At 61.6% G+C, this 25498-nt stretch carries 23 protein-coding genes and 1 pseudogene; 13 read left to right on the top strand and 11 right to left on the bottom strand.

The genetic code is table 11. The features are described 5' to 3' along the window. Positions 1 to 3: 3 nt before the first annotated feature. Both tssE and KSS91_RS16955 read left to right on the top strand, forming a co-directional pair. Positions 4 to 438 carry a type VI secretion system baseplate subunit TssE gene (gene tssE / locus KSS91_RS16960; protein ID WP_217835487.1) on the top strand — a complete coding sequence of 145 codons (435 nt, stop codon included), beginning with the start codon at positions 4 to 6 and terminating at the stop codon, positions 436 to 438. Positions 439 to 481: 43 nt separating this feature from the next. Next, a complete protein-coding gene (locus KSS91_RS16955; RefSeq protein WP_225923691.1) occupies positions 482 to 1627 on the top strand; it encodes an OmpA family protein in 1146 nt (381 codons plus the stop codon). Positions 1628 to 1687: 60 nt separating this feature from the next. Here KSS91_RS16955 and speF read toward each other — a convergent pair whose 3' ends face one another. After that, positions 1688 to 3871 (bottom strand): ornithine decarboxylase SpeF, encoded by a 2184-nt coding sequence (speF, locus tag KSS91_RS16950; RefSeq protein WP_217835486.1) that lies wholly within the window; start codon positions 3869 to 3871, stop codon positions 1688 to 1690. A gap of 426 nt (positions 3872 to 4297) precedes the next feature. Between speF and KSS91_RS16945 the strand changes: the two genes are divergently transcribed. Further along, positions 4298 to 5080, top strand: a complete 783-nt coding sequence (locus tag KSS91_RS16945) for a DeoR/GlpR family DNA-binding transcription regulator (RefSeq protein ID WP_217835485.1) — start codon at positions 4298 to 4300, stop codon at positions 5078 to 5080. A 158-nt stretch (positions 5081 to 5238) separates the two neighbouring features. On the opposite strand, the gene KSS91_RS16940 is transcribed toward KSS91_RS16945, so the two are convergent. The 7 genes from KSS91_RS16940 to KSS91_RS16910 form a co-directional block, all read right to left on the bottom strand. After that, positions 5239 to 6534 (bottom strand): NAD(P)/FAD-dependent oxidoreductase, encoded by a 1296-nt coding sequence (locus KSS91_RS16940; protein ID WP_217835484.1) that lies wholly within the window; start codon positions 6532 to 6534, stop codon positions 5239 to 5241. A 473-nt stretch (positions 6535 to 7007) separates the two neighbouring features. Next, entirely contained in the window at positions 7008 to 8366 is a 1359-nt protein-coding gene (gene chrA, locus KSS91_RS16935; RefSeq protein WP_217835483.1) for a chromate efflux transporter, read from the bottom strand. Between the two features lie 83 nt (positions 8367 to 8449). Next, positions 8450 to 8899 (bottom strand): molybdopterin synthase catalytic subunit MoaE, encoded by a 450-nt coding sequence (gene moaE / locus KSS91_RS16930; RefSeq protein ID WP_217835482.1) that lies wholly within the window; start codon positions 8897 to 8899, stop codon positions 8450 to 8452. A 3-nt stretch (positions 8900 to 8902) separates the two neighbouring features. Continuing rightward, on the bottom strand, positions 8903 to 9154 hold the full coding sequence (gene moaD / locus KSS91_RS16925; RefSeq protein WP_126046154.1) for a molybdopterin converting factor subunit 1: 252 nt from the start codon (positions 9152 to 9154) through the stop codon (positions 8903 to 8905). Next, positions 9151 to 9657 carry a cyclic pyranopterin monophosphate synthase MoaC gene (gene moaC, locus KSS91_RS16920; RefSeq protein WP_217835481.1) on the bottom strand — a complete coding sequence of 169 codons (507 nt, stop codon included), beginning with the start codon at positions 9655 to 9657 and terminating at the stop codon, positions 9151 to 9153. Before moaC ends, moaD begins: the two co-directional genes overlap by 4 nt. A gap of 43 nt (positions 9658 to 9700) precedes the next feature. Beyond that, positions 9701 to 10528 carry a formate dehydrogenase accessory sulfurtransferase FdhD gene (gene fdhD / locus KSS91_RS16915; RefSeq protein ID WP_217835480.1) on the bottom strand — a complete coding sequence of 276 codons (828 nt, stop codon included), beginning with the start codon at positions 10526 to 10528 and terminating at the stop codon, positions 9701 to 9703. A 146-nt stretch (positions 10529 to 10674) separates the two neighbouring features. Then, positions 10675 to 11565: a LysR family transcriptional regulator gene (locus tag KSS91_RS16910; protein ID WP_217835479.1), complete on the bottom strand. Its 891-nt coding sequence runs from the start codon at positions 11563 to 11565 to the stop codon at positions 10675 to 10677. 285 nt (positions 11566 to 11850) lie between these two features. On the opposite strand from KSS91_RS16910, the pseudogene moaB reads away from it, so the two are divergent. Next, positions 11851 to 12381 (top strand): annotated as a pseudogene (gene moaB, locus KSS91_RS16905) (molybdenum cofactor biosynthesis protein B); the annotation flags it as partial. A gap of 15 nt (positions 12382 to 12396) precedes the next feature. Next, positions 12397 to 13602: a molybdopterin molybdotransferase MoeA gene (locus tag KSS91_RS16900; RefSeq protein ID WP_217838438.1), complete on the top strand. Its 1206-nt coding sequence runs from the start codon at positions 12397 to 12399 to the stop codon at positions 13600 to 13602. Positions 13603 to 13980: 378 nt separating this feature from the next. Here KSS91_RS16900 and KSS91_RS16895 read toward each other — a convergent pair whose 3' ends face one another. Further along, positions 13981 to 14880 carry a bestrophin family protein gene (locus KSS91_RS16895; protein WP_217835478.1) on the bottom strand — a complete coding sequence of 300 codons (900 nt, stop codon included), beginning with the start codon at positions 14878 to 14880 and terminating at the stop codon, positions 13981 to 13983. Between the two features lie 5 nt (positions 14881 to 14885). Further along, entirely contained in the window at positions 14886 to 15884 is a 999-nt protein-coding gene (moaA, locus tag KSS91_RS16890) for a GTP 3',8-cyclase MoaA (RefSeq protein ID WP_217835477.1), read from the bottom strand. A 539-nt stretch (positions 15885 to 16423) separates the two neighbouring features. Between moaA and KSS91_RS16885 the strand changes: the two genes are divergently transcribed. The 4 genes from KSS91_RS16885 to KSS91_RS16870 all read left to right on the top strand — a co-directional run bounded on the left by KSS91_RS16885 (position 16424) and on the right by KSS91_RS16870 (position 21483). Next, positions 16424 to 18748: an FdhF/YdeP family oxidoreductase gene (locus tag KSS91_RS16885; protein ID WP_217835476.1), complete on the top strand. Its 2325-nt coding sequence runs from the start codon at positions 16424 to 16426 to the stop codon at positions 18746 to 18748. 137 nt (positions 18749 to 18885) lie between these two features. Next, positions 18886 to 20307, top strand: a complete 1422-nt coding sequence (locus KSS91_RS16880; protein WP_126052894.1) for a cytochrome ubiquinol oxidase subunit I — start codon at positions 18886 to 18888, stop codon at positions 20305 to 20307. Between the two features lie 17 nt (positions 20308 to 20324). Next, complete coding sequence (gene cydB / locus KSS91_RS16875; protein WP_217835475.1) at positions 20325 to 21341, top strand: cytochrome d ubiquinol oxidase subunit II; 1017 nt, start codon at positions 20325 to 20327, stop codon at positions 21339 to 21341. Beyond that, the gene (locus tag KSS91_RS16870) at positions 21328 to 21483 is read left to right on the top strand and encodes a DUF2474 domain-containing protein (protein WP_007994085.1); all 156 of its coding nucleotides are present in this window, start codon (positions 21328 to 21330) and stop codon (positions 21481 to 21483) included. Before cydB ends, KSS91_RS16870 begins: the two co-directional genes overlap by 14 nt. Before the next feature lie 157 nt (positions 21484 to 21640). On the opposite strand, the gene KSS91_RS16865 is transcribed toward KSS91_RS16870, so the two are convergent. Next, a complete protein-coding gene (locus KSS91_RS16865; RefSeq protein ID WP_217835474.1) occupies positions 21641 to 22492 on the bottom strand; it encodes a CAP domain-containing protein in 852 nt (283 codons plus the stop codon). A gap of 142 nt (positions 22493 to 22634) precedes the next feature. On the opposite strand from KSS91_RS16865, the gene KSS91_RS16860 reads away from it, so the two are divergent. From KSS91_RS16860 to KSS91_RS16845, 4 genes are all read left to right on the top strand, one after another. Then, positions 22635 to 23255 carry a cell wall hydrolase gene (locus KSS91_RS16860; protein ID WP_217835473.1) on the top strand — a complete coding sequence of 207 codons (621 nt, stop codon included), beginning with the start codon at positions 22635 to 22637 and terminating at the stop codon, positions 23253 to 23255. A gap of 198 nt (positions 23256 to 23453) precedes the next feature. Beyond that, on the top strand, positions 23454 to 24431 hold the full coding sequence (locus KSS91_RS16855) for an NAD-dependent epimerase (protein ID WP_217835472.1): 978 nt from the start codon (positions 23454 to 23456) through the stop codon (positions 24429 to 24431). Between the two features lie 49 nt (positions 24432 to 24480). Continuing rightward, entirely contained in the window at positions 24481 to 25221 is a 741-nt protein-coding gene (locus KSS91_RS16850; RefSeq protein ID WP_217835471.1) for a glycosyltransferase family 2 protein, read from the top strand. Next, positions 25218 to 25496 (top strand): lipid-A-disaccharide synthase N-terminal domain-containing protein, encoded by a 279-nt coding sequence (locus KSS91_RS16845; RefSeq protein WP_007976061.1) that lies wholly within the window; start codon positions 25218 to 25220, stop codon positions 25494 to 25496. Before KSS91_RS16850 ends, KSS91_RS16845 begins: the two co-directional genes overlap by 4 nt. Positions 25497 to 25498 lie beyond the last annotated feature (2 nt).

The following is a 25498-nucleotide window of genomic DNA, read 5'->3' as shown; positions in this document are numbered from 1 at the left end:
CCGATGACCGAGTTCAATCCTTCACTCTATGAAACGCTGCTGCAGAACTTCAACGGCGACCTGGACCTGCATCAGGTCAGCGAAGAAGACCAGCACTCGCTGTCGGTACTGGACAACCTGCAACGCATCCTCAACAGCCGGGCCGGTGCACTCGCACACCTGCCGGATTACGGCCTTCCCGACATGGGCCAGATCCTGCAGGGTTTGCCTGGCTCGGCTCATCAGCTGATGGGGATCATGCAGGACACCTTGATCAAGTACGAACCGCGCCTGGCGACCGTGAATATCGAGTTGCTCGAGCAGACACTGCCGGGTCATCTGGAGTACAGCCTCGACGTGCTGCTCAAAAGCGGCCGGCAAATCACCTTCGGTACCACCGTGGCACCGGAAGGCAAAGTCCTGGTGCGACATTTGAAACGACAGCAATGGCTGTCGTAATCGTGAACCTGAATGGCAAGGGAGGCTGACGGTGTTATTTGAAATGCGTATTCGGCTGGGCGGTGATCCGCGCGGTTTTGGTGAGTTTGTGTCACTGCGCCAAGAGTTGGCGAAGTTAAGTCACCCGGCCTGTCCCGACGTGGACTGGGCCAGGGTGGAGCAGTGGTGTCTGACGCTGTTCGAGCAGAACGGCGCGGACCTGCAAACGGCGGCTGCGTTTGCCTTGGCGCGCAGTCAGCGCCACGGCCTGGAAGGCATGGTGCAGGGGGTGGCGCTGATCGAGTCACTGTGTTGTCAATGGCCGGCGTTATGGCCGCCTATGGCCTCGGTTCGCCTGGATCTCCTGGCCTGGCTGTTCGTGCAATGGCAGCCGCTGCTGCGCAACAGGGCGTTGAGCGCGCAAAACTTCCCCGCGTTGCTTGAGCTGGACACCGAACTGGCGCGTTTGCAGCAGCGCCTGGATCAACAGGTACAGCCGCCTCTGGTCGCATTGCACGCCTTGCGTCAGCAGATCGAAAGCCTGGTCCAGCGTACGCAGCGCAGCAGCGTTGCGCTCGGCACCTTATCGCTGCCACCGAGGGAACCGGCACCGGCACCGTCGCTGTTGATGCCCGTGGTGATGTTGCCACCCAACCCCATGCCTGAAATGCAACCAGCCAAGCGTCGCGTTGCCCTGTGGCTGGGCGCGGCAGCCGCCATGGCGGGCCTGGTCAGCGGCGCTTGGTGGTTAGGCTCTACCGGTGCAGGCGAGCAGCGCTTTACCCAACTGTTTGAGCCGGCACAAACGATTGTCGAGCCTGTGCGCCTGGACAGCCTGTCGCTGTTCGACGCTGGTAGCGCCGAGCTCAAGCCGGGCTCGACCAAGATCCTGATCGGCGCCCTGGTCGACATCAAGGCCCAGCCCGGTTGGCTGATCGTCATTGGCGGACATACCGATGGCCGTGGAAACCCGCAGGACAATCTCCTGCTCTCCCACGCGCGAGCTTCTGCCGTTCGTGACTGGATGCAACGCATGGGCGACATCCCCGACAGTTGCTTTGCGGTCCAGGGCTTTGCCGCCAGCCAGCCGGTCACCAGCAATGACAGCGAGTCCGGGCGCGCGGCCAACCGACGCGTCGAAATCAGCCTGCTGCCCCAGGCGGGCGCCTGTGGCCAGGAAACGCCGGGGGAGCGTGCTGCGCAAGCCTGAGGTGAATGCAAAATCAGACGCTGGCGCAGACCCGGGTCTGCAACAGCGCCTGGCCGGGGATCAAGCCTTGATCACATACCCATACGCCCGGGTACGACCGCCTTCCTGCTTCAGGTACACCCCTTGCAACTCCGGCGTGAAGCCGGGCAAGCGGTTGATGCCTTCCTCCAGCGCCAGGAAGTATTTCAACACCGCGCCCCCCCAGATTTCACCCGGCACCACGCAAAGCACTCCCGGTGGATAGGGCAGCGCACCTTCAGCGGCAATACGCCCGTCCGCATCGGCCAACGCCACCAGTTCGACGTTGCCGCGGATGTACTCGATTTGCGCTTGCTGCGGGTTCATGGCTTTTTTCGGGAAGTGTTCCTTGCGGAACATGTCCTTCTGCAGTTGCTGCACGTTGTGGTGGCGATACAGGTCGTGCATTTCCTGGCAGAGCTGGCGAATGGTGTAGTTGTGGTAGCGCTCCTGATGCTGCGCGTAGATGGCCGGCAGCACCCGGCTCATCGGCGCGTCATCGCTGATGAAGCGTTCGAAGCGGGCGATCTGGGCGGCCAGGTGGGTCATCTTCGCCCAGTCTTCGGCCGGGGTGAGCAGGAACAGGATCGAGTTGAGGTCGCATTTTTCCGGGACGATGCCATTCTCGCGCAGGAAGTTGGCGAGGATGCCGGCGTGAATGCCGAAGTCGGTGTAGCTGCCGTCCACCGGGTCGATGCCCGGCGTGGTGAACAGCAACTTGCACGGGTCGATGAAGTACTGCTTCTCGGCGTAGCCTGCAAAGGCGTGCCAGCGGTCCTTGGGATGGAACTCGAAGAAGCGGATGTCGCTGGCGATGTCTTCCGTTGGGTAGTCTTCCCAGGCGCGCCCTTCGATGGTGTCCGGCACGAACGGGCGGACCATGGTGCAGGCTTCGAGAATCAGCTTGCGCGCCTCGATGCCGAACTTCACGCAGTCTTCCCACAGGCGCAGGCCGCTGCGGCCGGAGTGGATGCGGGCATTCACATCCAGCGAGGCGAACAGCGGGTAGAAGGGGCTGGTGGAGGCCTGGGCCATGAAGGCGTTGTTCAGCCTGTGGTGGTTGCAATAGCGGGCCTGGCCCTTGATGTGGCGGTCTTTCTTGTGCACCTGGGAGGCCTGGGAGAAACCGGCCTGTTGCTTGTGCACCGATTGGGTGACGAAGATGCCCGGGTCGTTCTCGTTCAGGTCGAGCAACAGCGGCGAGCAGTCTTTCATCATCGGAATGAACTGCTCGTAGCCGACCCACGCCGAGTCGAACAGGATGTAGTCACACAGCTTGCCGATGCGGTCGACCACTTGCCGGGCGTTGTACACGGTGCCGTCATAGGTGCCCAACTGAATGATCGCCAGGCGGAACGGCCGTGGCAGCTGGGCCTTGTCCGGGGCGACTTCGGCAATCAGCTCACGCAGGTAGCCTTCGTCGAAACAGTGGGCGTCGATGCCGCCGATGAAGCCGTAGGGGTTGCGCGCGGTTTCCAGATACACAGGCGTGGCCCCGGCCTGCAGCAGCGCGCCCTGGTGGTTGGACTTGTGGTTGTTGCGGTCGAACAGCACCAGGTCGCCCGGGGTCAGCAGGGCGTTGGTCACCACCTTGTTCGACGCCGAGGTGCCGTTGAGCACGAAGTAGGTCTTGTCGGCGTTGAACACTTGCGCGGCGTGTTTCTGCGCCAGCAGCGCCGGGCCTTCGTGGATCAGCAGGTCGCCGAGCTTGACGTCGGCATTGCACATGTCGGCGCGAAACAGCGTCTCGCCGAAGAAGTCGAAAAACTGTCGGCCGGCCGGGTGCTTGCGAAAGAACTGACCGCCCTGGTGACCGGGGCAGGCGAAGGTCGCGTTGGCCGCTTCGGTGTACTTCTTCAGGGAGTCGAAGAATGGCGGCAGCAGGCTGTCTTCATAGGCTCGGGCCGCTGTTTCCAGTTGGTTGCCATGGTACTCGGCGTTGGTGCGTGTGAGATCGAAAATGCCGTTCACTTGCAGCAGCACGTCCGTCAGGTGCTTATAGACTTCCCGGGGACGGTTGGCTGAATCCGGCGAGGCCACCAGGAAAATCGGAATGTCGAAACCGGTGCGCTGAATGGCACCCAGGGCGCCGGCCATGACGTCATTCACAGACACCACCGCCACGGCGACGTTGGTGAAATCGGTCTGGCTGAGCGCTACCACTTCCCGAGCGTTCTTGAAGCTTGCGGCGGCGCCGTCGCTGGCGGCTATTTTCAGGGGTTTCATCGTGGCGTCTCCAGGCGGGCACTCAATTGTCCGCAACTTTTTTAGAGATCAATTTCCGGGGGCGCCTTCCAGTACCCGCTGATCGGAAATCGTGTCACCACTGGTTATAGAGCATATTCCTGATTTGTCAGGCTTTTCCCGCGACCTTGCACATCTTGACGCCTCACGACCTGTCGGTCAGGCGTGTACCAGCGCAATGGTGAACGAGACCACGATCATGCACGCAAAGGCAAAATTGATATTCATGAGGTTTCCATCCAGAACATGAGTGACGGCGCCATCTTGAACAGCTCAGGGGAAAATGAAAAATTCGCTGTAATGATTTGAAAGATCGAAAAAAATGATATCGGGCCGGTTCGTTGTTTTTGCCGGGGGTTGCAGATACTCTCGTGCAACACGCAGTTACACGCATAAACGGGCAAAAACATGCAAGACAACCATTCCGCGGCGGAACTGCCATCAGTGCGCCGGCAAAAAATCCTGTTGATCCTCGAACGTGATGGCAAGGTCATGGCCTCGGAATTGAGCCAGCATTTCGCGGTGTCCGAAGACACCATCCGCCGCGATCTGGCGGAACTGGCCAGCGCCGGCCTGGTGCAGCGAGTGCACGGCGGGGCGTTGCCGCGACCCAAAGACACGGGCAAGGACTATTTCACCCGGATCAGCGAAACCGATGAGGTGAAGACCCATCTGGCGCAACTGGCTGCGCGACGGGTGCAGGACGGTCAGATCGTGGTGTTCGACTCGGGCACCACCACCTTGCAGATCGCGCGTTCGCTGCCGACGGACATCGCCATCACCGCGATCACGGCGTCGCCGATGACGGCCATTACCCTGTCCGAGTACAAAGGCATCAAGGTGATCCTGGCTGGCGGCCAGCTGAACCCGGCGACGATGTCGGCCAGTGGCCACGAAACCCTGCGGCTGCTGGCGGGCATCAAGGCCGATCTGCTGTTTACCGGGGTCTGCGCGATTCATCCGCAGGTGGGCTTGAGCTCACTGCACTTTGATGAAGTGCCGGTGAAGCAGGCGATGCTCGATTGTGCGTCCCATGTGATTGCCGTCACCACCGCCGATAAGCTGGGCGCGGTGGAGCCCTTTGTCGTCGCGCCTTGCAACCGTGTGCACACGCTGATCACCGAACGGCATGTGGCGTCTGGCAATGTGGAGGACTACCGGGTGTTGGGGATTGAGGTGGAGCAGGCTTGAGCATTTTTTGCTGGTAGATGTGTTGAATGTACCGGCCCCTTCGCGAGCAAGCCCGCTCCCACAAGGGTTATTTGTCAGCCTCAAAATTTGTGGTCGACATAAATCCCTGTGGGAGCGGGCTTGCCCGCGAAGAGGCCAGCATGTTCTGGCCAATAACCTCAGCGCAATCGCTCAAGCATCTGGTAGTACCACATCCCGGCGGCAAGCATCGGGTTGCCCAGCAGGTCGCCCATGGGCACGCGGATGTGCTGGCAGGCGGCGAAGGTGTCGAACTGCGCCATTTGGCCTGTGATCGCGCGGCCCATGATTTCACCCATGATGTGGGTGGTGGCGATGCCGTGGCCGGAGTAGCCCTGGCAATACCAGACGTTGTCCGACAGCTTGCCCAGTTGCGGGATGCGGTTGATCACGATGCCCATCGCGCAGCTCCACTGGTAATCGATGGCCACGCCTTTGAGCGCCGGGAAGGTCTGCTCGATGCACGGGCGCAGCTCGGCGGCGATGTCCCGTGAATCCTTGCCGCTGTAGTTGGCGCCGCCACCGAACAGCAGACGACCGTCAGCGGTGAGGCGGTAGTAATCGAGCACGAAGCGGCAGTCGTAGACCGCCAGGTCTTCGGGGTTGATCTGCCTGGCCAGATCGCCCAGCGGCGCGGTGGTGACGATGCCGCCCATGGCCGGGAAAATCTTGCCCTTGAGCTTGCCCGGTTCCAGCTTGTGGTAGACGTCGCCGGCCAGCAGCACCTGATTGGCGTCGATGTGCCCGTGGGCGGTGCGTACGCCAGGGCTCTTGTGAAGGCCATCGCCATGGATGATCTCCAGCACTTCGCTGTTTTCGAAGATCAACGCACCCAGGCTTTCGGCGGCGCGGGCCTCGCCAATGCACAGGTTGAGCGGGTGCAGGTGCATGTTGCGGGTGTTCTTGATCGCGCCGTGGTAGAGGTCGCTTTGCAGCAGGTCGCGCACCTGGCTGCGGTCGAGCAGGCTGACTTCATCGCCCATGCCACGGCGCACCGCCTCGTCGTAATCCTTGCGCAAGCCGCCCATGTGCGCGGGTTTGTACGCGGCGTGCAGGTGGCCGTGCTTGAGGTCGCAGGCGATGCCGTATTTTTCCACGCGCTGCTTGATGATCTGGTGCCCGCGCCAGCGCAGGTTCCAGATGAAGTCGTCGACTTCATCGCCGATGGTGCGGCGCATCTGTTTGCGCATGGCTTCATCGCCCGACAGGCTACCGGTGACCTGGCCGCCGTTGCGCCCGGTGGCGCCCCAGCCGATTTTGTGGCTTTCGACGATGGCGACCTTCAGGCCTTTTTCCGCCAGCTCGACGGCGGTGGCCACGCCGGTGAAGCCGCCGCCGATGATCACCACGTCAACCTTGTGCCGGCCTTGCAGCGTCGGGTAATCGGTGTCCTGGTTGAGGGTGGCGGTGTAGTAGGAATTGCAACGTTGAGTCATGTCGGTGTCCAGGCAGAATGGGGAGAAACCAATGCCGGTCAGGCGAGCGCAGTTCTTGTGGGAGCGGGCTTGCTCGCGAAGGCGTACTTTCAGCCGACATCACTGCTGAATGACACACCGCCTTCGCGAGCAAGCCCGCTCCCACAGGTTCTGTGTATGGTTGAGCAGGGTGCTCGCGGACCGGGATAGCGAAAGAAGGGGGCTCGCCGATCAGGCGAGCGGGGCGCTATCCGGCGGACGTGCGGAGTGACGCAACTTGGAACGGCGCAGGGCCATGGGCAGGTTGACGATGCGCTTCATGCAATGCCGTCCGCGGCCAGCAGCGAGGTGGCCTGGATCGAAATATTCAGCAGTGACGGCAAGGTACGCATGGCGCAGGTTTCCGGCGGCGGAAATCGTCGGTGGCGAGTGGAACAAGCCATCCGGGGATGGCTGGATACTAGGGAGGATTAGCGTGCGTGTAAATAATTGATTCAGAACATCAGGTGCACCACCAGCCCGATCAACCCGCAGCCGATCAGCACCTCGATCACTCCGCGCTTGAACCGCAGCAAGGCAATGCCCGCCACGATGGCGATCAGCAGTGAAGGCCAGTCCAGTGTTCCTTCGAAGCCTTTGGGCCACAGCACGTGATAGGCAAAGAAGCACGCCAGATTGAGAATCACGCCTACCACGGCGGCCGTAATGGCCGTCAGCGGCGCGGTGAAGGTGAGTTCGTTGTGCGTCGATTCCACCAATGGCCCGCCGGCGAGGATGAACAGGAACGAAGGCAGGAAGGTGAACCAGGTCACCAGCGTGGCGGCCACGGCGCCGGCGACAAAGGCTTGATCCGGGCCGAAGACCTGCTGCACGTAGGCACCGATGAAGCCGACGAAGGCGACGACCATGATCAACGGACCTGGGGTGGTTTCACCGAGCGCCAGGCCGTCGATCATCTGCGTCGGCGTCAGCCATCCGTAGTGACCGACCGCGCCTTGGTAGACATACGGCAGCACCGCGTAGGCACCGCCAAAAGTCAGCAGCGCAGCCTTGGTGAAGAACCAGGCCATCTGGGTCAGCGTGCCTTCCCAGCCGAACAGGGCGGCGAGCGTGGCCATGGGCAGTGTCCACAAGATCGCACCGATCACCGCCAGACGCGCCAGTTTCAAACCGTTGAACCGGGCGTGTTCAGGGGACGGGGTGTCATCGTCGATCACAGCCGGGCCGTAGGATTCTTTCGTTGCGCTATGGCCACCGGTCCTGAATTTTTCCGGTGCCAGTCGTCCGCCGAAGTAACCGATGATCGCCGCCCCGAGCACGATCAACGGAAACGGCAGGTTGATCACGAAGATGGCCACGAAGGACGCGCCGGCGATGCCCCATAACCAGCCGTTCTTCAGCGCCCGCGAGCCGATCCGGTGAGCCGCCTGCACCACGATGGCCGTGACCGCCGGCTTGATCCCGTAAAACAGCCCGGCGACCACGGGCACGTCACCAAAGGCGATGTACACCCAGGACAGCGCGATCAGGATGAACAGCGACGGCAGCACAAACAGCACGCCGGCGATCACGCCACCCCAGGTCCGGTGCATCAGCCAGCCGATGTAGGTCGCCAACTGCTGAGCCTCGGGGCCGGGCAGCAACATGCAGTAGTTGAGGGCGTGCAGAAAGCGCCGTTCGGAGATCCAGCGCCGGCGTTCGACCAGTTCCTGATGCATGATCGAAATCTGCCCGGCCGGCCCGCCGAAACTGATGAAACCAAGCTTGAGCCAGAACAGGAAGGCTTCGCGCAGGCTGATGGTCCGGGGCTGGGGCACAGCCTGTGGCGTGATCGGGGAGGGCGTGGGGCTCAAGCGCGGGTTCCTTGTGCAGGGAAACGTTGAGCCCGTGACTGTAGCTACGCGCGAGCGTGTTGGATAGCCACCTGTTGCTGCACCTATGCCCAGCGCTCGACAGCGGATCGGTCGCTGTCCCGGGCATCGACCCAGCGTGCGCCGCCCGCCACGTCTTCGCGCTTCCAGAACGGCGCGTCGGTTTTCAGGTAGTCCATGATGAACGCACAGGCCTCGAAAGCGGCCTGGCGATGCGGGCTGCTGACGCCGACAAACACGATTGGCTCACTGATCGACAACGGGCCGATCCGATGCACGATCTGCACGGCCCGCAGTGGCCATCGGGCCCGGGCGTTGTCGATGATCTTCTGCAGCGAGCGTTCGGTCATGCCGGGGTAGTGCTCCAGAAACAACCCGGCGACCGCCTCACCCTGATTGATGTCGCGCACGTAGCCGACGAAGTTGACCACGGCCCCCACGCCCGGATCCTTGGCCTGCAGGCTGGCGATCAACCGAGTGATGTCGAACACATCTCGCTGGACCCGAACCGTCATGTCTCAGCCCCCGGTGACCGGTGGAAAAAAGGCGATCTCGTCAAAGTCCTCGATCACCCGGTCCGGGTGGCACAGCTCCTGGTTCAGTGCGCACATCAGGTTGTTCTCACCGAGCACCTGGCTCCACAGCTCGCCGCGAGCCATCAGCAATCGGCGCACGTCTTCGATGGTCCGGAGGCTGTCGGTCAGGGGCAGTTTTTCACCGCCCAAATTGAGCTGCTCGCGGTAACGGGCGAAGTAGTTGATCAGGATCATTGTGCGTCCTCGAACTTGAAATGACCGGAGCGGCCTCCCTGTTTACTGAGCAGGCGGATGTCGTCGATGACCATGCCCCGGTCCACGGCCTTGCACATGTCGTAGAGGGTCAGGGCCGCCACACTGACGGCGGTCAGGGCTTCGAGCTCGACCCCGGTCTGGCCCTCGACGCGGCAGGTGCCGAGGATCTTCACGCTGTCCGGTGTGCAGGCCTTGAGTTCGACATGGATCGAACTGAGCAGCAGGGTGTGGCACAGCGGGATCAGCTCATGGGTTTTTTTCGCCGCCATGATGCCGGCGATCCGCGCCACGGCAAATACGTCGCCCTTGGGGTGGCCGTCGCTTTGAATCAGCTTCAGGGTTTGCGGGCGCATCCGCACCCAGGCCTGGGCCTGGGCTTCACGCTGCGTCGTGGGCTTTTCGCTGACATCGACCATGTTGGCGCGACCCTGGGTGTCGAGGTGGGTCAGGCCGTTGGGTGATGCATTTGAAATGTCTGTCATGGGAGGTTCCTGCGCTGGCCGGCGCGGTGATCAGGTGAAGGCATCATGCCGGGCTGTAAATGCGTGGTGCGTTACGGTGGGGGACGTGAATCAGGTTGAGGCGATGCTTGAGCGCCCATTGCACGGTCAGGGCGGTGGGCGCCGACAGGCTGACCAGCGTACCGAGCCTGGCCCTGACGGCCTTGTGGATCAGCTCCAGGCTGCAACGGCTGGTGACCACGGTGAAGCCGCAGCGGCTGTCGATGCCGGCGTGTTGCAGGGCGCCGATCAGCTTGTCCAGCGCGTTGTGGCGGCCAATGTCTTCGCGGCAGATCAGCGCGTTGCCGTTGCTGTCGAAGTACAGCGCTGCGTGCAGGGCGCCGCTGCTGCGGGCCATTTGCTGAGCCTGTTCGATGCGGTGGCGGATGTCGATGAAGTGCTCGGCGGGCGGCAGGGCAACCGGCTCGAGAATCTCCAGTTTTGGCAGGGCCTGCTCCAGCGCTTGCACGCCGCACAGTCCGCAGCCACTGGTACCCGCCATTTGCCGACGATGGTTCTTCAGCGCCCAGAACGCGCGGCTGGAGATCTGCACGTCGGCTTGAACGGCGTGGTCGAAGTGGGTCAGGCGCAGGTCGTAGATTTCACGCGGGTCCCGAACGATGTCGTTGCTGACGCTGAAACCGCGGATGAAATCTTCGAGGTTGCCCGGCGACACCATCATCACGGCCTGGCTCAAACCGTTGTAGGTGATTGCCAATGCGATCTCTGCGGCCAGTGCAGCCTTACAGACTGATGCGCCGTTGTCGTATTCGCGAAAGTTCACACTCAAGGGTTTGGGGGCGGGTGCGTTAGTGTCGCTTCGACAATCGGCTTGTTCAACTTTGCACAACATGAAAAGAACCTCGAAGCGCTGAATTAAGTTCAGGCTACGGGTAACTTTTCAAAGCGTCCAATCGCTTGTTCCGATGCGCCGATTGGTGATGTCTATCACGCCGGGCAAACATGCCCGGTGCGGTTTTATATAAAGCCGAAACTTGATCAGTCGCCCCGACTGAACAGCGTTCGTGCTTCGGCGAAACACTTCTCGGCAATCGCCGAACGTGGCTCGGTCTTGCGCATCACCAGGCCCAGGGGCGCGAGCACGCTGGCATCGGGCAATTCGATGAACGACAGGTGTTCGATGGGCTCTTCCAGACCACTGTCCAGCGGCATGATCGCGCAGCAGAAACCTTCGTGGATCGCCTGCAGCAACTGGTAGGTCGAGTCGCTTTCCAGGATCGGCTGCGGGTCCAGTCCGCGGCTGCGAAAGCTCAGGTCGATGGATTTGCGGTAGTGCATGCCGTTGCTGAGCATCCCCAGCGGCAGTTCGGCGGCGTCCTCCCAGCTCATTTGCGTGCCGTCGAAATGGAAGTGGCGGGTGTCGTACAGCAGGCCGACGCGGGTCTCGCCGATCTCGAAAAACTCGAAATAGCTCGGGTTGACGTGGTCGAGGTAGCACACGCCCAGGTCCAGCTGATTGTTGCCCAGGCCCTCGATGATCTGGTCGGAACTCAGGGACGACAGGCTGTACTTGAGCTCGGGAAAACTGCGGGACAGGCCCTGGATGTAGGTGACCGGGTTGAAGCTGCTGAGCGGCACCAGCCCCAGGCGCAGGTTACCCACGAGCTGGCCCCGGCACGCGGCGGCCTCGGCGAAGAGCCCGTCGTGGGCGGCCAGCAGGGTTCTGGCCCACGCCAGTACACGCTCGCCGGCCTCGGTAAAACCTTCGAAGCGCTGGCCCCGGGTGACCAGCACCAGGTCCAGTTCATCCTCCAGGTTGCGCAGGCGCATCGACAGGGTTGGCTGGGTGATGTGGCAGCGCGCGGCCGCCTGGCCGAAGTGGCGGGTCTGCTCCAGGGCGATCAGGAACTTGAGTTGTTTGATGTCCATGACGGCACCTGCTGGCGGGGGAGTGAAGGGTTAAGTATTGACCCGGGTGTGCAAGACACAAGGCGAGGCGAAAACGTGAGGTGCGGACGATCTCACTGTCTTTGGCGTGCGTCCAATCACTGTTGTTTAAGGGGTTATCGACGGGCTCTATCACTGATGTTTTTTCTGGCCGTTTTATATTGATAGAGCACCTCGATAGTCTGGTTGGTTAGAGTGATTAGACACGGTTTGATTTGTCGAATTAGTCTCCGGAAGTCATTTAACCTATATCTGCCGGAGAACTCCATGAGCGTCAAACCGGATGCCTTGTTTATACCCTTGAATATTGCCGTACTGACCGTCAGCGATACCCGTGAATATGCCAATGACACCTCCGGCCAATTACTCGTCAGCCGTTTGCTGGAAGCCGGCCACACCCTCAGCGAGCGCAACCTGCTCAAGGATGACCTGTACAAGATCCGTGCTCAGGTGGCGAACTGGATCGCCGACGACGGCATCCAGGTGGTGCTGATCACGGGCGGCACCGGGTTCACCGGCCGCGACAGCACCCCCGAGGCAGTGGCCTGCTTGCTGGATAAACAGATCGATGGCTTCGGTGAGCTGTTCCGGGCGATTTCGATCCTCGACATTGGCACCTCCACGGTGCAGAGCCGGGCGCTGGCCGGGCTGGCCAATGGCACGCTGGTCTGCTGTCTGCCGGGTTCCACGGGCGCCTGCCGCACCGCGTGGGAAGGCATCCTCGCCGAGCAGCTCGACGCGCGCCACCGGCCGTGCAATTTCGTACCGCACCTCAAGCCTGTGCAAGCCTGTGCAAGCCTGCGGGACGCGCGGATGAGCGCTTCACCCTTGATGCGGGTAGTGGACGCCATCGACCGTTTACTGACAATGGCCGAGGCGCAGTGGATTGAAGACAGCGAAGCCGTGCCGCTCGAAGCCGCGCGGCAACGGGTATTGGCCAATGACCTGCTGGCGACCCTCGATCTGCCGCCATGGCCCGACAGCGCCATGGACGGCTATGCCTTGAATGTGGAGGGTTGGGACGGGGAACCGCTGGCCGTGTCGCAGCAGGTGTTTGCCGGTCAGACCCCCGAAGCCCTGGCATCGGGAACCTGCGCGCGCATCTTCACCGGCGCCCCGATTCCGCCGGGTGCCGACTGCGTAGAGATGCAGGAGAACACGCAGGTACTGGATGACGGACGTATCCGCTTCAAGCAACTCCTGAGCGCCGGCAGCAACATCCGCCCGCAAGGCCAGGAGAACCGCGTCGGCGATGTGCTGCTGCGTGCCGGCAAGCGCCTTGGTCCGTTTGAACTGGCGGTCGCGGCGGCGCAGGGCTGTACCCATGTGCAGGTGGTGCGCCGACCACGGGTGGCGTTGCTGTCCACCGGCGATGAACTGGTAGAGCCGGGCAATCCCCTCAGGCCTGGCAGCATCTACAACAGCAACCGTACATTGTTGAGTCATTGGTTGAATGCGTTGGGTTGCGAGGTCATCGATGCTGGCATTCTTCCCGACGAGCCACGCCAGACGCGGCTCAAGCTCGAACAGCTGAAACACACGGCAGACCTGATGCTCAGCACGGGCGGTGTGTCCGCCGGAGACGCCGATTGCCTCGGCCAGGTGCTGCGCGAGTGCGGCAAGCCGCTGCTGTGGAAACTCTCGATCAAACCCGGCAAGCCATTGACCGTGGGCCACTTCGGCCGCGTGCCGGTGATTGGCCTGCCGGGTAATCCGACATCGGCGTTGGTCACTTTCGGCCTGCTGGCCCGGGCTTATCTGTTGCGGATTCAGGGCGTCGAAGACGTCGAACCGTTGAGCTTCCCGGTCAGCGTCGGCTTTGCCTGGCCCAAACCCGGAAGCCGCCGCGAATACCTGCGGGCGAAACTCGAAGACGGTCGAGCGGTGTTGTATCCGAACCAGAGCTCAGGTGTTTTGCTGGGGGCATCCTGGGCCGATGGACTGGTGGAAGTGCCGGAAGGTTGCACCCTGGACGAGGGTGATACAGCGCGGTTCATACCCTTCAGCGAACTGTTCTGACACTGCCCCCTTGTGGGAGCGAGCCTGCTCGCGAAGAGGCTGGCATATCCAACAGAGATGTCGGCAGACAGACCGCCTTCGCGAGCAAGCCCGCTCCCACAGTTTTTATCTTCAGTGAACGCCAATCCCGTGGCTACCCACAATACCTGTGGGAGCGGGCTTGCCCGCGAAGAGGCCGGCATATCCAACAGAGATGTTGGCAGACAGACCGCCTTCGCGAGCAAGCCCGCTCCCACAGTTTTTATCTTCAGTGAACGCCAATCCCACGGCTACCCACAATACCTGTGGGAGCGGGCTTGCCCGCGAAGAGGTCGGCACATTCAACAGAAATGTCGGCAGACAGACCGCTATCTACAGGTCCTGTGTGTTTCCTGAAAATCAGTTCAACACAAAATCCACCGGCTCCAGCTGCGGCGGCAGCTCCGTCACGCCCAGTGCCGCCAGCACATCGCGCTCGATGTTGCGCACGATGGCGTCGGTGGGCAGGTCGTTTTCGTCGCGGCCGAAGGGGTCTTCCAGTTCGTCGGCAATCGCATCCAGGCCAAAAAAGGTGTAGCTGACAATCGCGGTGAAGATCGGTGTCAGCCAGCCCAGGGGTTCGGCCATGGCAAACGGCAGGAGGATGCAGAACAGGTAGATGGTGCGGTGCAGCAGCAGGGTGTAGGGAAACGGCAGCGGGGTGTGCCTGATCCGCTCACAGACCGCCTGGGCGTGGGTCAGGCCGGCCAGGTGGTTGGCCATGAGCGTGTAGCGCCAGTCGTTGATCGCACCGGACTCGTTGAGTGTCGAGCACTGCTGACCGACCTGCATCAGGATCTGCCCGCTGATGTCCGTGGTGTTGCCCTTGGGCATCGGGTGCAGCCAGTCGCCACTGGCGGCCAGTTCGTTTTCCTGGCGCAGCCGCGCGTTGAGGGCATGGGCGAAGCCGCACAGGTTGCTGAGGATCGTATGGCGCTCATCCGTGTCCTTGATCACCAGGGTTTCACGAATCATCGAGCGGACTTCGACTATCACATCGCCCCACGCCTTGCGCGCTTCATACCAGCGGTCGTAGCAGGCGTTGTTGCGAAAGCTCATGAAGATCGACAACGACAAACCCAGCAGCGTGAAGGGCGTTGCGCTGACCTTGGAAAAGTAGCTGGGATGCAAGGTTTCAATGAGCACGATGGCCGAGGCGAGCAACGTCACCATCAGGCTGCGCCAGGCAATGCGCTTGGCAATCGAACCCTTGAGGGACGTCAGCACGCCGATCAGGTTGGGTTTGGGTCTCACGATCATGGGTTTCAGCCGCCCGTCATGTTCATGAAGCGAATGACCTGGACTTCGTCGTTCACTTCGAAATTGTGTCGATAAGGCTTGAGTTTCATCGCCTCGATAATGGCTTTCTCCAGGCGCTCGGGCTGTCCGGGGTGGCTGCGCAAGACAGCCTTGAGATCCACCGAGTGCTCATTGCCCAGGCACAGCAGCAGGCGTCCTTCCACGGTCAGCCGCACCCGGTTGCAGGTGCCGCAAAAGTTGTGGCTGTGGGGGGAGATGAACCCCAGGCGAATCTGCGGCGCCTCGGCCAGGCGCCAGTAGCGCGACGGACCCTGGGTCGACTCAGCGGAGCCAATCAAAGTGTAGCGTTCGGCAATGCGTTCGCGGACCTGGGCGCTTGCAAAAAACGATTCTGCGCGGCTGTGCTCGTCGATGGTGCCCAACGGCATTTCCTCGATGAAGGAGATGTCGAGGTTGCGGTCGATGGCGAAGCTCACCAGATCATTGATCTCATGGTCGTTGCGCCCCTTCATCACCACGCAATTGAGCTTGGTGTTGCGAAAGCCCGCCTGGTTGGCCGCGTCGATGCCCTTGATGACCTGCGCCAGATCACCGGTGCGGGTCAGTTCGCGAAAGCGTTGCGGGTCCAGGCAGTCGAGGCTGATGTTGAGGCGTTTGACCCCGGCCTCGAACAACGGCCCGGCCAGTCTGGCCAGCTGCGAACCGTTGGTGGTCATGCACAGTTCACGCAGGCCGGGCAGGGCGGCGATCTTCTCGCACAGCTGCACCACGCCCGGACGAATCAGCGGCTCGCCCCCGGTCAGGCGGATCTTGCGGGTGCCCAGCGCGACGAAGCTTTGCGCCGTTTGATAGATCTCTTCCAGGGTCAGCACCCGTTGGCGCGGTAGAAACTGCATGTCCTCGGCCATGCAATACACGCAGCGGAAATCGCAGCGGTCGGTGACCGACATCCGCAGATAGTCCACGCGCCGGGAGAAGCCATCGATCAAGACTCGTTCTGACATGACACCCTCGCTTGGTGTTGGATGGACTTTTGTGTAGCAGCGAGCTCGCGATGGTCGTTAACGAATGCGCGTGCTTACTGGCTAAACACGGTGCTCTTGAGTCCATCGCGAGCGAGCTCGCTCCTACAGGTATTGCGCTGTTAACGGATAAGTGTAGGAGCGAGCCCTGCTCGCGATGGTCGTTAACGGTTACGCGTGTTTACTGGCTAAACGCGGTGCTCTTGAGTCCATCGCGAGCAGGCTCGCTCCTACAGGTATTGCGCTGTTAATGGATCTGTTGAGCGCAGGCTAAGAGCAACTTTAACGGGCGTCCAATCACTATTAACAACCGGGTGATCGAGCGGGTCGATGATGAACTTGATTTTGTGATTTAAAGGTCTGTAAGTTATTTCAAGCCATTGAAAAATAATAATAAAAATCCGTGATAGAGCGTTTCGATAATGTGGTCGTAAATAGCGATTAGACAATAATTAATCCCCGTCCATATGCTTTTCTCCGTCAAACGATCAATGGCCTGAATCAGGTCACGGAGAAGTACCATGTCTCAAGTCGACCGCTACAAACCCTACAAAGGTGCCGCCGCCGGTTGGGGTGCACTGATTGCTGTTACCCGGAACTGGCTGGGCAGTGAAAACGCGCTGAAGAACATTCGCGCCATGCTCAAGACCAACCAGAACGGCGGCTTCGATTGCCCCGGCTGCGCCTGGGGCGAGTCGCCGGAAAACGGCATGGTCAAGTTCTGCGAAAACGGCGCCAAGGCGGTTAACTGGGAAGCCACCGGCCGTTTGGTCGACCCGGCGTTCTTCAACAAATACAGCGTATCGGCACTGGCCGAACAGAGCGATTACTGGCTGGAGTATCAGGGTCGCCTGACCCACCCGATGCGCTATTACGCGGCCACCGACCGTTACGTGGAAACCACCTGGGACGAGGCCTTCGCGCTGATCGCCCGGCACCTCAACGCGCTGGAATCGCCGGACCAGGCCGAGTTCTATACCTCGGGCCGGGCCAGCAACGAGGCGGCGTTCCTCTATCAGCTGTTCGTGCGGGCCTACGGCACCAACAACTTTCCGGACTGCTCCAACATGTGCCACGAAGCCAGCGCGGTGAGCATGATCGAAAGCCTCGGTGTGGGCAAAGGCACCGTGGTGTTCGACGACCTGGAGCATGCCGACGCGATCTTCGTCATCGGCCAGAACCCCGGCACCAACCACCCGCGGATGCTCGAGCCCTTGCGCGAAGCGGTCAAGCGCGGTGCCCAGGTGATCTGCATCAACCCGCTCAAGGAACGCGGGCTGGAGCGCTTCCAGCATCCGCAGCACCCGATCGAAATGCTTATGAACGGCTCCGAGCCGACCAACACCGCGTACTTCCGCCCGGCCCTGGGTGGCGACATGGCGGTGATGCGCGGCATGGTCAAGTTCCTGCTCCAGTGGGAGCGCGAAGCACAGGTCAGCGGCGGCGAGCCGGTGTTCGACCACGAGTTCATCGCCGAACACACTTCGGGAATGGGGGCCTACCTGGGCGAAGTCGACGCCACCAGCTGGGAGCACATCGAGCAGCAGTCGGGCATGTCCTTGGCCGACATCGAGCTCGCCGCCCGCATGTACGCCCGGGCCAAACGGGTGATCATGTGCTGGGCAATGGGCCTGACCCAGCACACGCACTCGGTGCCGACCCTGCAGGAAGTCATCAACCTGATGCTGCTGCGCGGCAACGTCGGCCGTCCCGGCGCGGGCCTGTCACCGGTTCGCGGCCACAGTAACGTGCAGGGCGACCGCACCATGGGCATCAACGAACTGGCGCCCACCGAGTTACTCAATGCCCTGGAAAAACGCTTCTCCTTCAAGCCGCCGCGTGAGCATGGCCACAACACCGTGATGGCGATCGGCGCGATGGAGCAGGGGCGCTCGAAAGTGTTTATCGCCCTGGGCGGCAACTTTGCCCAGGCCACCCCCGACACGCCGCGTACCCACGCTGCGTTGCGCAAGTGCGACCTCACCGTGCACATCGCCACCAAGCTCAACCGCAGCCATCTGGTCACCGGCCGTGAAGCGCTGATCCTTCCGTGCCTGGGCCGCACCGACATCGACATCCAGGCCGAAGGGCCGCAGGGCGTCACCGTGGAAGACACCTTCAGCATGATCCACATCTCCCACGGCCAACTGAAACCCAAGTCCAAACACTTGCTGTCGGAACCGGCGATCATCGCCGGCATCGCGGCCGCGACACTGGGCAAGCACCCGATCGACTGGAACTGGGCCATCGGCGACTACGGTCGTATCCGCAACATGATTGCCGACACCATTCCCGGCTTCGAAGATTTCAACCGGCGCTTGCTGCACCCGGGTGGTTTCCACATGCCCAACGACGCAGCCAAACGCATCTGGAAAACCGCCAGCGGCAAAGCCCAGTTCACCCCGAGCGTGCTGCCTGAGCACCTGATCAGCGAGGGCGTGCGCAACCTGGCGGTCAAGCCGCACCTGATTCTGCAGACCATGCGTTCCCACGATCAGTACAACACCACGCTGTACGGCCTGGATGACCGTTATCGCGGGGTCTACGGCATGCGCGATGTGGTGTTCGCCAACGAGCAGGACATTCGCCGCCTGGGTTTCGAACCGGGGCAGAAGGTCGACCTGGTGGCGCTGTGGGACGACGATCGCGAGCGTCGGGTCAGCGGTTTCACCCTGATCGCCTACGACATTCCGACCGGTCAGGCGGCGGCGTACTACCCGGAGACCAATCCGCTGGTGCCGCTGGAAAGTTACGGTGAGCGCACCTTCACCCCGACTTCCAAGTTCGTCGCCATCCGGCTGGAGCAGGCCAGGGCCAGCAACCTGATTTCGACCTCCGCTGCGTAGTACCGATCACTCAAGACTTTGTGGGAGCGAGCTTGCTCGCGATTGCAGGGTGCCAGACGCCATTGATGTTGAAGGTGCCGGCCTCATCGCGAGCAAGCTCGCTCCCACAGTTTTAAATCCGCAATGAGGATTTCGATATGTTCAATCTGGAGGCACTGGACCTGGCGCGGATGCAATTCGCGTTCACGGTTTCGTTCCACATCATCTTTCCCGCCATCACCATCGGGCTGGCCAGTTTCCTGGCGGTGCTCGAAGGGCTTTGGCTGAAGACCCACAACGACACCTACCGCGATCTCTACCATTTCTGGTCGAAGATCTTCGCCGTCAACTTCGGCATGGGCGTGGTCTCGGGGCTGGTCATGGCCTATGAGTTCGGCACCAACTGGAGCCGCTTCTCCGACTTCGCCGGCAGCATCACCGGGCCCTTGCTGACCTATGAAGTGCTCACGGCGTTTTTCCTCGAGGCCGGTTTCCTCGGGGTCATGCTGTTCGGCTGGAACCGGGTAGGGCGCGGCTTGCACTTCTTCTCGACGGTGATGGTGGCCATCGGCACGCTGATTTCGACCTTCTGGATTCTCGCCTCCAACAGCTGGATGCAGACGCCACAGGGTTTCGAGATCGTTGATGGTCGCGTGATGCCGCTGGACTGGCTGGCCATCGTGTTCAACCCGTCGTTTCCGTACCGCCTGGCGCACATGGCGATTGCCGCTTTCGTGGCCACGGCGTTCTTTGTCGGCTCGTCGGCGGCCTGGCATTTGCTGCGCGGCAACGACACCAGACAAGTGCGCAAGATGCTGTCGATGGCGTTGTGGATGGCCTTGATCGTCTGCCCGATCCAGGCCGTGGTCGGCGACGCCCACGGCTTGAACACCCTGGAACATCAACCGGCGAAGATCGCTGCCATCGAAGGGCACTGGGAAAACAACGGTAGCGAAGCGACGCCGCTGGTGCTGTTCGGCATCCCGGACATGCAGGCCGAGAAGACCAAATACGCCATCGAGATTCCGTACCTGGGCAGCCTGATCCTGACCCACAGCCTCGACAAGCAAATCCCGGCGCTCAAGAGCTTCCCGAAAGAGGATCGCCCCAACGCGACGATCATTTTCTGGAGCTTCCGCGTCATGGCCGGGCTGGGCATGTTGATGGTACTGGCCGGCGTGCTCGGCCTGGTCCTGCGTCGCAGCGGTGCCATCTACCGCAACCGCTGGTTCCTGCGCTTGATGCTGTGGATGGGCCCAAGCGGCCTGATCGCCATGCTCGCCGGCTGGATCACCACGGAAGTGGGGCGCCAGCCGTGGGTGGTCTATGGCCTGCAACGTACCGCGAATGCCGCGTCCAATCACAGCGTCACGCAGTTGAGCATCTCGTTGGCGCTGTTCGTGGTGATCTACTTCTCGGTCTTCACGGTGGGTATCGGCTACATGATGAAACTGGTGGCCAAGGGGCCCAAACCCCATCACGAGCATGCGCCTGTGGGGCATTCCGATCAGGTGATCACACCGCGCCGGCCGCTGTCCGCCGACGCTGAAATCCTCGAAACCGACGCCCGCGTCAATTGAAGGAAGGGAGTTGAGTCATGGGTATTCAAGGTATCGATTTATCGCTGATCTGGGGCGTGATAATCGCCTTCGGCGTGATGATGTACGTGATCATGGACGGCTTCGACCTGGGGTTGGGCATTCTGTTTCCGCTGATCCCGGATGCGCAGGAGCGCGATGTGATGATGAACACCGTGGCACCGGTCTGGGACGGCAACGAGACCTGGCTGGTGCTGGGTGGCGCGGCGCTGTACGGCGCGTTCCCGCTGGCCTATTCGGTGATTCTCGAAGCGCTGTACCTGCCGTTGATCCTGATGTTGTGCGGCTTGATCTTTCGCGGCGTGGCGTTCGAGTTTCGCTTCAAGGCCAGCCCTGAAAAACGTCATGTCTGGGACATGGCGTTCATCGGCGGTTCGCTGCTGGCGACCTTCTCCCAAGGCGTGGTGATCGGCACTTACATTGTCGGTATCCCGGTGGTCGACCGCCAGTTCGCCGGTGGTTCGCTGGACTGGCTGGCACCCTTTCCGTTGTTCTGCGGAGTCGGCCTGATCGTCGCCTATGCGCTGCTCGGCAGCACCTGGTTGCTGGTCAAGACCGAAGGCATGCTCGAATCGCGCATGCGCCTGTTCACCCGGCCCCTGGCCTGGCTGCTGTTGACGGTGATCGGCGTGATCTGTGTGTGGACGCCGATCCTGCATCCAGACATCGCCACCCGCTGGTTTGCCCATGCGCACCTCGCAGTGTTCGCAGGCCTCGCGGTGCTGGCCTTGCTGGCGATGTTCGGCTTGCTCAAGACCCTGCGCCAACGCCACACCCATTGGCCGTTCGCCTTCACCCTGATGCTGGTGTTCCTCGGTTACATCGGCCTGGCGTTCAGTATCTGGCCGAACATCGTGCCGCCGTCGATCAGCCTGTGGGCGGCGGCGTCACCGCCGACCAGCCAGTTGTTCATCCTGATCGGGGCGCTGTTCATCCTGCCGATCATCCTGATGTACACGGTCTGGAGCTACTACGTGTTCCGCGGCAAAGTGAGGATTGGCGATGGCTACCATTGATTCCCGTGAACCGGCACCGGCGCCTTGGTACAAGCGCCTTGGGTGGCTGGTGGTGATCTGGCTGGGCAGTGTGGTTGCGTTGGGGGTGGTGGCGGGGGCGTTGCGGATGTTGATGCAGGTGGCTGGGATGAGTAGTCACTGATGCGTACTGCCAGAAAACCGAAATGGCAGCGGTGACAAATGACCCGTGGCGAGGGAGCTTGCTCCCGCTGGGGCGCGAAGCGGCCCCAAAAAGGGCCTGCTACGCAGTCCAGCGGGAGCAAGCTCCCTCGCCACAGTGTTCGTGCCTGGTTCAGTTCTTACTGCGCCCCAAACATCGCCGTCCAGTAAATCCCCGCATCGCTCTTCGGGTCGGTCGCATACGCCGCGCCCAACTCGCGGAACTGCGGGTTCATCAGGTTGGCGCAGTGGCCGGGGCTGGACAGCCAGCCTTCGACCACTTTGTGTGCGGTGTCTTGCCCGGCGGCGATGTTTTCGCCGATCTGCTGGAAGTTGTAGCCGGCCAGTTCCGCGCGGTCGCCCGGGGTGCGGCCGTCGCGGTCCTTGTGGTCGAAATAGTTGTTGTTGGCCATGGAGCGCGAGTTGCTTTCGGCGGCGCTGGCCAGTGTGGCGTTCCAGGCCAGCGCTGGCGCGGCGGGGAAGGATTGCGTGCCGCACTGGCGTGGCTGGGTGCGTGCGGTGTTGAGTTCGGCGAGCAGCTTCTGGCCTTCGGCCTGCGCGTCGCCCAGGCGTGCGCTCAACAACGGCCGAGCGACCACGATGCGCCATTGCTGGTCCTGGCGGCTGACGCCGACATCGACGAATTGCGGGTCGAGGACGATCTGGCAAAAACTCTCCTGGATCGCCTTCATCGCTGCGGCTGCATCGCGAGGTCCGGAAAGGCTGATGGCCTGCACGTTTTTCATCGGATAACCGGCAGCGGCCATGGCCTGCTGCAGATTACCGATGCTCGAGGCGCTCAGCACCAGGCGCGGGTCGGCCGACAGCGGCGGCAGCTCCGATGACACCTGGCCGGCACAGCGCTGCAGTTGGCTGCGGTAGACGTTGATCGATTCGATCAATTGCGCTTCGTCCGCCGCCATGGCGTTGGCGGCACATACCAGGCCCAGTGACACACCGGCCAAGCGCATTGCGGATGAGATGAATCCCATGAAAATCCCCTTTGAGCAGATGGCGCTCATGATGCGCGAAGTTGGCCCATTTAAGACAACGGATTTATCCAGAGTGTAGTGGGGTGGGCGAAATCATTTCACGACTAGACTGAATCGAACCACTCACCGAGCGACACCGACCATGCGCCTCGACTGGATCGCCACCTGCTTCGCCCTCACACTGCTCGCCGGCCCGGTATCGGCTACGGATCAGGAGCAAAAAGAGGAATCGGCGGAGAACAAGGCCCAGGTGCTGGAACAGAAGGCCGCCGAGAATGAATCCCCCGCAACGGCTCCCAAGGCAGAAGCCATCACCCCGTCCGAGGTCCAGGCCGTTGACCCGGCGGGTGCCGCGCCGCTGGACGATGCGATCACGTGCCTGGCCCGCTCCATTTACTGGGAAGCCAAGGGCAAGGACTCTGCCGACATGGAGGCGGTGGCCAATGTGGTCATGAATCGCCTGGGCCACGAGGGCTTTCCGGACACGGTGTGCAAAGTGGTCAAGCAGGGATCGGAGACCAAGAGCTGCCAGTTTTCCTGGTGGTGTGACGGCAAATCCGATTCGGTCCAGGAAGAAGTGCCTTACGCGATGGCCAAGGAAATTGCGCGCAAGGCCCTGAACAAGGAGCTGCCGGATCGCACCCAGGGTGCCCTGTATTTCCATGATCGTACGGTCAAGCCGGATTGGGCCAAGGAATACATCAGGACCGTGGATATCGGCCTGTTCCGGTTTTATAAACCCCACGACGGATCGGCCAGGTAGCCGCGCTGATTTCGGCCCAATAGTGTTTTTTGCAGAGCTCGTGCGCGGCGTTATCCAAACTGAAATGTGTCTGTTTTATAAGCTTCATGACGCAACCGTGCGTGAATGACGAGATAAGCAGGGACTACACATGAAGTTGACGAGGGTCCGGATCAGTAACCTCGCGCCGATCGCGGCGCAGTCGCCGGCGTGCGTGCCATGACCGTCCTGGTCACCGGTGCCGCCGGTTTCATCGGTTTTCATACGGTCCGGCGCTTGTGCCGCGAGGGTCAGGACGTCGTCGGTATCGACAACCTCAATGACTACTACGACGTGGAGCTCAAGCACGCACGCCTCAAGGTGCTGGAGACATTGCCGGGTTTTCGCTTCCGGAAAATGGACATCGTCGACAAACCGGCCCTGATGGACCTGTTCCGCGACCATGGTTTTACCGAGGTGGTGCACCTGGCGGCGCAAGCCGGGGTGCGTTACTCGCTGGACAACCCGGATGTCTATGCCCAGTCGAACCTGGTGGGTTTCCTCAATGTGCTGGAAGCCTGTCGGCACCATCGCCCCGAGCACTTGATCTATGCCTCGAGCAGCTCGGTGTACGGCACCAACAGCAAGATGCCGTTCAATGTCGAGGACCCTGTCGATCATCCCGTATCGCTGTACGCCGCCAGCAAGCGCGCCAATGAACTGTTGGCCGAAAGTTACTGCCACTTGTATGGCTTGAAAGCCAGTGGCTTGCGCTTTTTCACCGTCTACGGCCCGTGGGGCCGCCCGGACATGGCGCTGTTCAAGTTTACCGACGCCATCCTCAAAGGCCTGCCCATCGACATCTACAACCAGGGCCAGATGTCGCGCGACTTTACCTATGTCGACGACATTGTCGAAGGCATCGCCCGACTGCGCCCAAAGCCACCGGTGCCGCAAGGCTCTGGCGCTGGCGTCAACCGGCTCTTCAACATCGGGCGTGGCAAGCCGGTGGCGTTGCTGGATTTCGTCGAGTGCCTGGAGTCGGCCCTCGATCGGCAGGCCCGGCGCAACTACCTGCCGCTGCAGGCCGGTGATGTGGTCAAGACCTGGGCCGATGTCTCGGCACTGGCCGAGTGGGTGGGCTTCAGCCCGCAGGTGACGCTGGAAACCGGCGTCGCAGCGTTTGTGCAGTGGTATCGGCAGTTCTATCGGATTTGAAGCGTTCGCCTCTGATCTCGAAAAAATCATGAAAGGCGAGAGAGACCCCATGAGCCAAGACATTTTTGTATCCGTGCTGATCCCGGCCAAAAACGAAGCGAACAACCTCAAGCCGCTGCTTGAGGAAATCCGCGTGGCGCTGGCCGATGAGTCGTACGAAATCATCGTCGTCGACGATGGCAGCACCGATGCGACCCTGCAGGAACTGCGGCAGATCCGCCACGATGGCTTGAGCACCCTGCGCATCCTTCATCACGAGCGGTCGCTGGGGCAGAGCACTTCGCTGTACCACGCCGCCTGCGAGGCGCGCGGGCAATGGCTGGCGACCCTCGATGGCGACGGCCAGAACGACCCGGCGGACATCCCCGGCATGCTGGCGCTGGTGCGTGGCGAACCGGGCAAGGTCGATGTGCAACTGGTCGCCGGGCACCGGGTCAATCGCCGCGACACCGCGAGCAAACGCTACGCCTCGCGGTTCGCCAACAACCTGCGCCGGCGTCTGCTCAAGGACGCCACCCCGGACACCGGGTGCGGCCTGAAGCTGATCGAGCGCGCGGCGTTCTTGCGCCTGCCGTACTTCGACCACATGCACCGCTTCATTCCGGCGCTGATCCAGCGCCACAACGGGCGCATGATCGTGCACCCGGTCAACCACCGGCCGCGCACGGCCGGGGTGTCGAAATACGGCAATCTCGACCGCGCGCTGGTGGGCATTCTTGACCTGATCGGCGTCTGGTGGCTGATCAAGCGCACGCGGCTGAACACCATTGCCCAGGAGCTCGAAGGATGATGCTGACCCGTGAAACTCTGTGGCTGGTGGTCGGTTTTGCGGGGCAGATTGCCTTTACCGGGCGTTTTGTCCTGCAGTGGCTGTACAGCGAATACAAAAAGCGCAGCGTGATCCCGACCAGCTTCTGGTACCTGAGCATCGTCGGCAGCTCCTTGCTGCTGGCTTACGCCATCTACCGTCAGGATCCGGTGTTCATTGCCGGGCAGGCCTTTGGTTCCATCGTCTATTTTCGCAACCTGCAATTGATTGCCAAAAGCCGCAGCGTGAAGGAATAAAC

Source organism: Pseudomonas azerbaijanorientalis (genome assembly GCF_019139795.1).
Classification (GTDB): domain Bacteria; phylum Pseudomonadota; class Gammaproteobacteria; order Pseudomonadales; family Pseudomonadaceae; genus Aquipseudomonas; species Aquipseudomonas laurylsulfatiphila.
Note: the sequence above shows the minus strand (reverse complement) of the source record. Positions and strands in the feature narration are given on the sequence as shown.

Bases quoted from the DNA above. Each gene is read 5' to 3' on its own strand.
- tssE (WP_217835487.1), top strand. From the start codon at position 4: ATGACCGAGTTCAATCCTTCACTCTATGAAACGCTGCTGCAGAACTTC.
- KSS91_RS16955 (WP_225923691.1), top strand. From the start codon at position 482: ATGCGTATTCGGCTGGGCGGTGATCCGCGCGGTTTTGGTGAGTTTGTG.
- speF (WP_217835486.1), bottom strand. From the start codon at position 3,871: ATGAAACCCCTGAAAATAGCCGCCAGCGACGGCGCCGCCGCAAGCTTC.
- KSS91_RS16945 (WP_217835485.1), top strand. From the start codon at position 4,298: ATGCAAGACAACCATTCCGCGGCGGAACTGCCATCAGTGCGCCGGCAA.
- KSS91_RS16940 (WP_217835484.1), bottom strand. From the start codon at position 6,534: ATGACTCAACGTTGCAATTCCTACTACACCGCCACCCTCAACCAGGAC.
- moaE (WP_217835482.1), bottom strand. From the start codon at position 8,899: ATGACGGTTCGGGTCCAGCGAGATGTGTTCGACATCACTCGGTTGATC.
- moaD (WP_126046154.1), bottom strand. From the start codon at position 9,154: ATGATCCTGATCAACTACTTCGCCCGTTACCGCGAGCAGCTCAATTTG.
- moaC (WP_217835481.1), bottom strand. From the start codon at position 9,657: ATGACAGACATTTCAAATGCATCACCCAACGGCCTGACCCACCTCGAC.
- fdhD (WP_217835480.1), bottom strand. From the start codon at position 10,528: ATGTTGTGCAAAGTTGAACAAGCCGATTGTCGAAGCGACACTAACGCA.
- KSS91_RS16910 (WP_217835479.1), bottom strand. From the start codon at position 11,565: ATGGACATCAAACAACTCAAGTTCCTGATCGCCCTGGAGCAGACCCGC.
- KSS91_RS16900 (WP_217838438.1), top strand. From the start codon at position 12,397: ATGAGCGCTTCACCCTTGATGCGGGTAGTGGACGCCATCGACCGTTTA.
- KSS91_RS16895 (WP_217835478.1), bottom strand. From the start codon at position 14,880: ATGATCGTGAGACCCAAACCCAACCTGATCGGCGTGCTGACGTCCCTC.
- moaA (WP_217835477.1), bottom strand. From the start codon at position 15,884: ATGTCAGAACGAGTCTTGATCGATGGCTTCTCCCGGCGCGTGGACTAT.
- KSS91_RS16885 (WP_217835476.1), top strand. From the start codon at position 16,424: ATGTCTCAAGTCGACCGCTACAAACCCTACAAAGGTGCCGCCGCCGGT.
- KSS91_RS16880 (WP_126052894.1), top strand. From the start codon at position 18,886: ATGTTCAATCTGGAGGCACTGGACCTGGCGCGGATGCAATTCGCGTTC.
- cydB (WP_217835475.1), top strand. From the start codon at position 20,325: ATGGGTATTCAAGGTATCGATTTATCGCTGATCTGGGGCGTGATAATC.
- KSS91_RS16870 (WP_007994085.1), top strand. From the start codon at position 21,328: ATGGCTACCATTGATTCCCGTGAACCGGCACCGGCGCCTTGGTACAAG.
- KSS91_RS16865 (WP_217835474.1), bottom strand. From the start codon at position 22,492: ATGGGATTCATCTCATCCGCAATGCGCTTGGCCGGTGTGTCACTGGGC.
- KSS91_RS16860 (WP_217835473.1), top strand. From the start codon at position 22,635: ATGCGCCTCGACTGGATCGCCACCTGCTTCGCCCTCACACTGCTCGCC.
- KSS91_RS16855 (WP_217835472.1), top strand. From the start codon at position 23,454: ATGACCGTCCTGGTCACCGGTGCCGCCGGTTTCATCGGTTTTCATACG.
- KSS91_RS16850 (WP_217835471.1), top strand. From the start codon at position 24,481: ATGAGCCAAGACATTTTTGTATCCGTGCTGATCCCGGCCAAAAACGAA.
- KSS91_RS16845 (WP_007976061.1), top strand. From the start codon at position 25,218: ATGATGCTGACCCGTGAAACTCTGTGGCTGGTGGTCGGTTTTGCGGGG.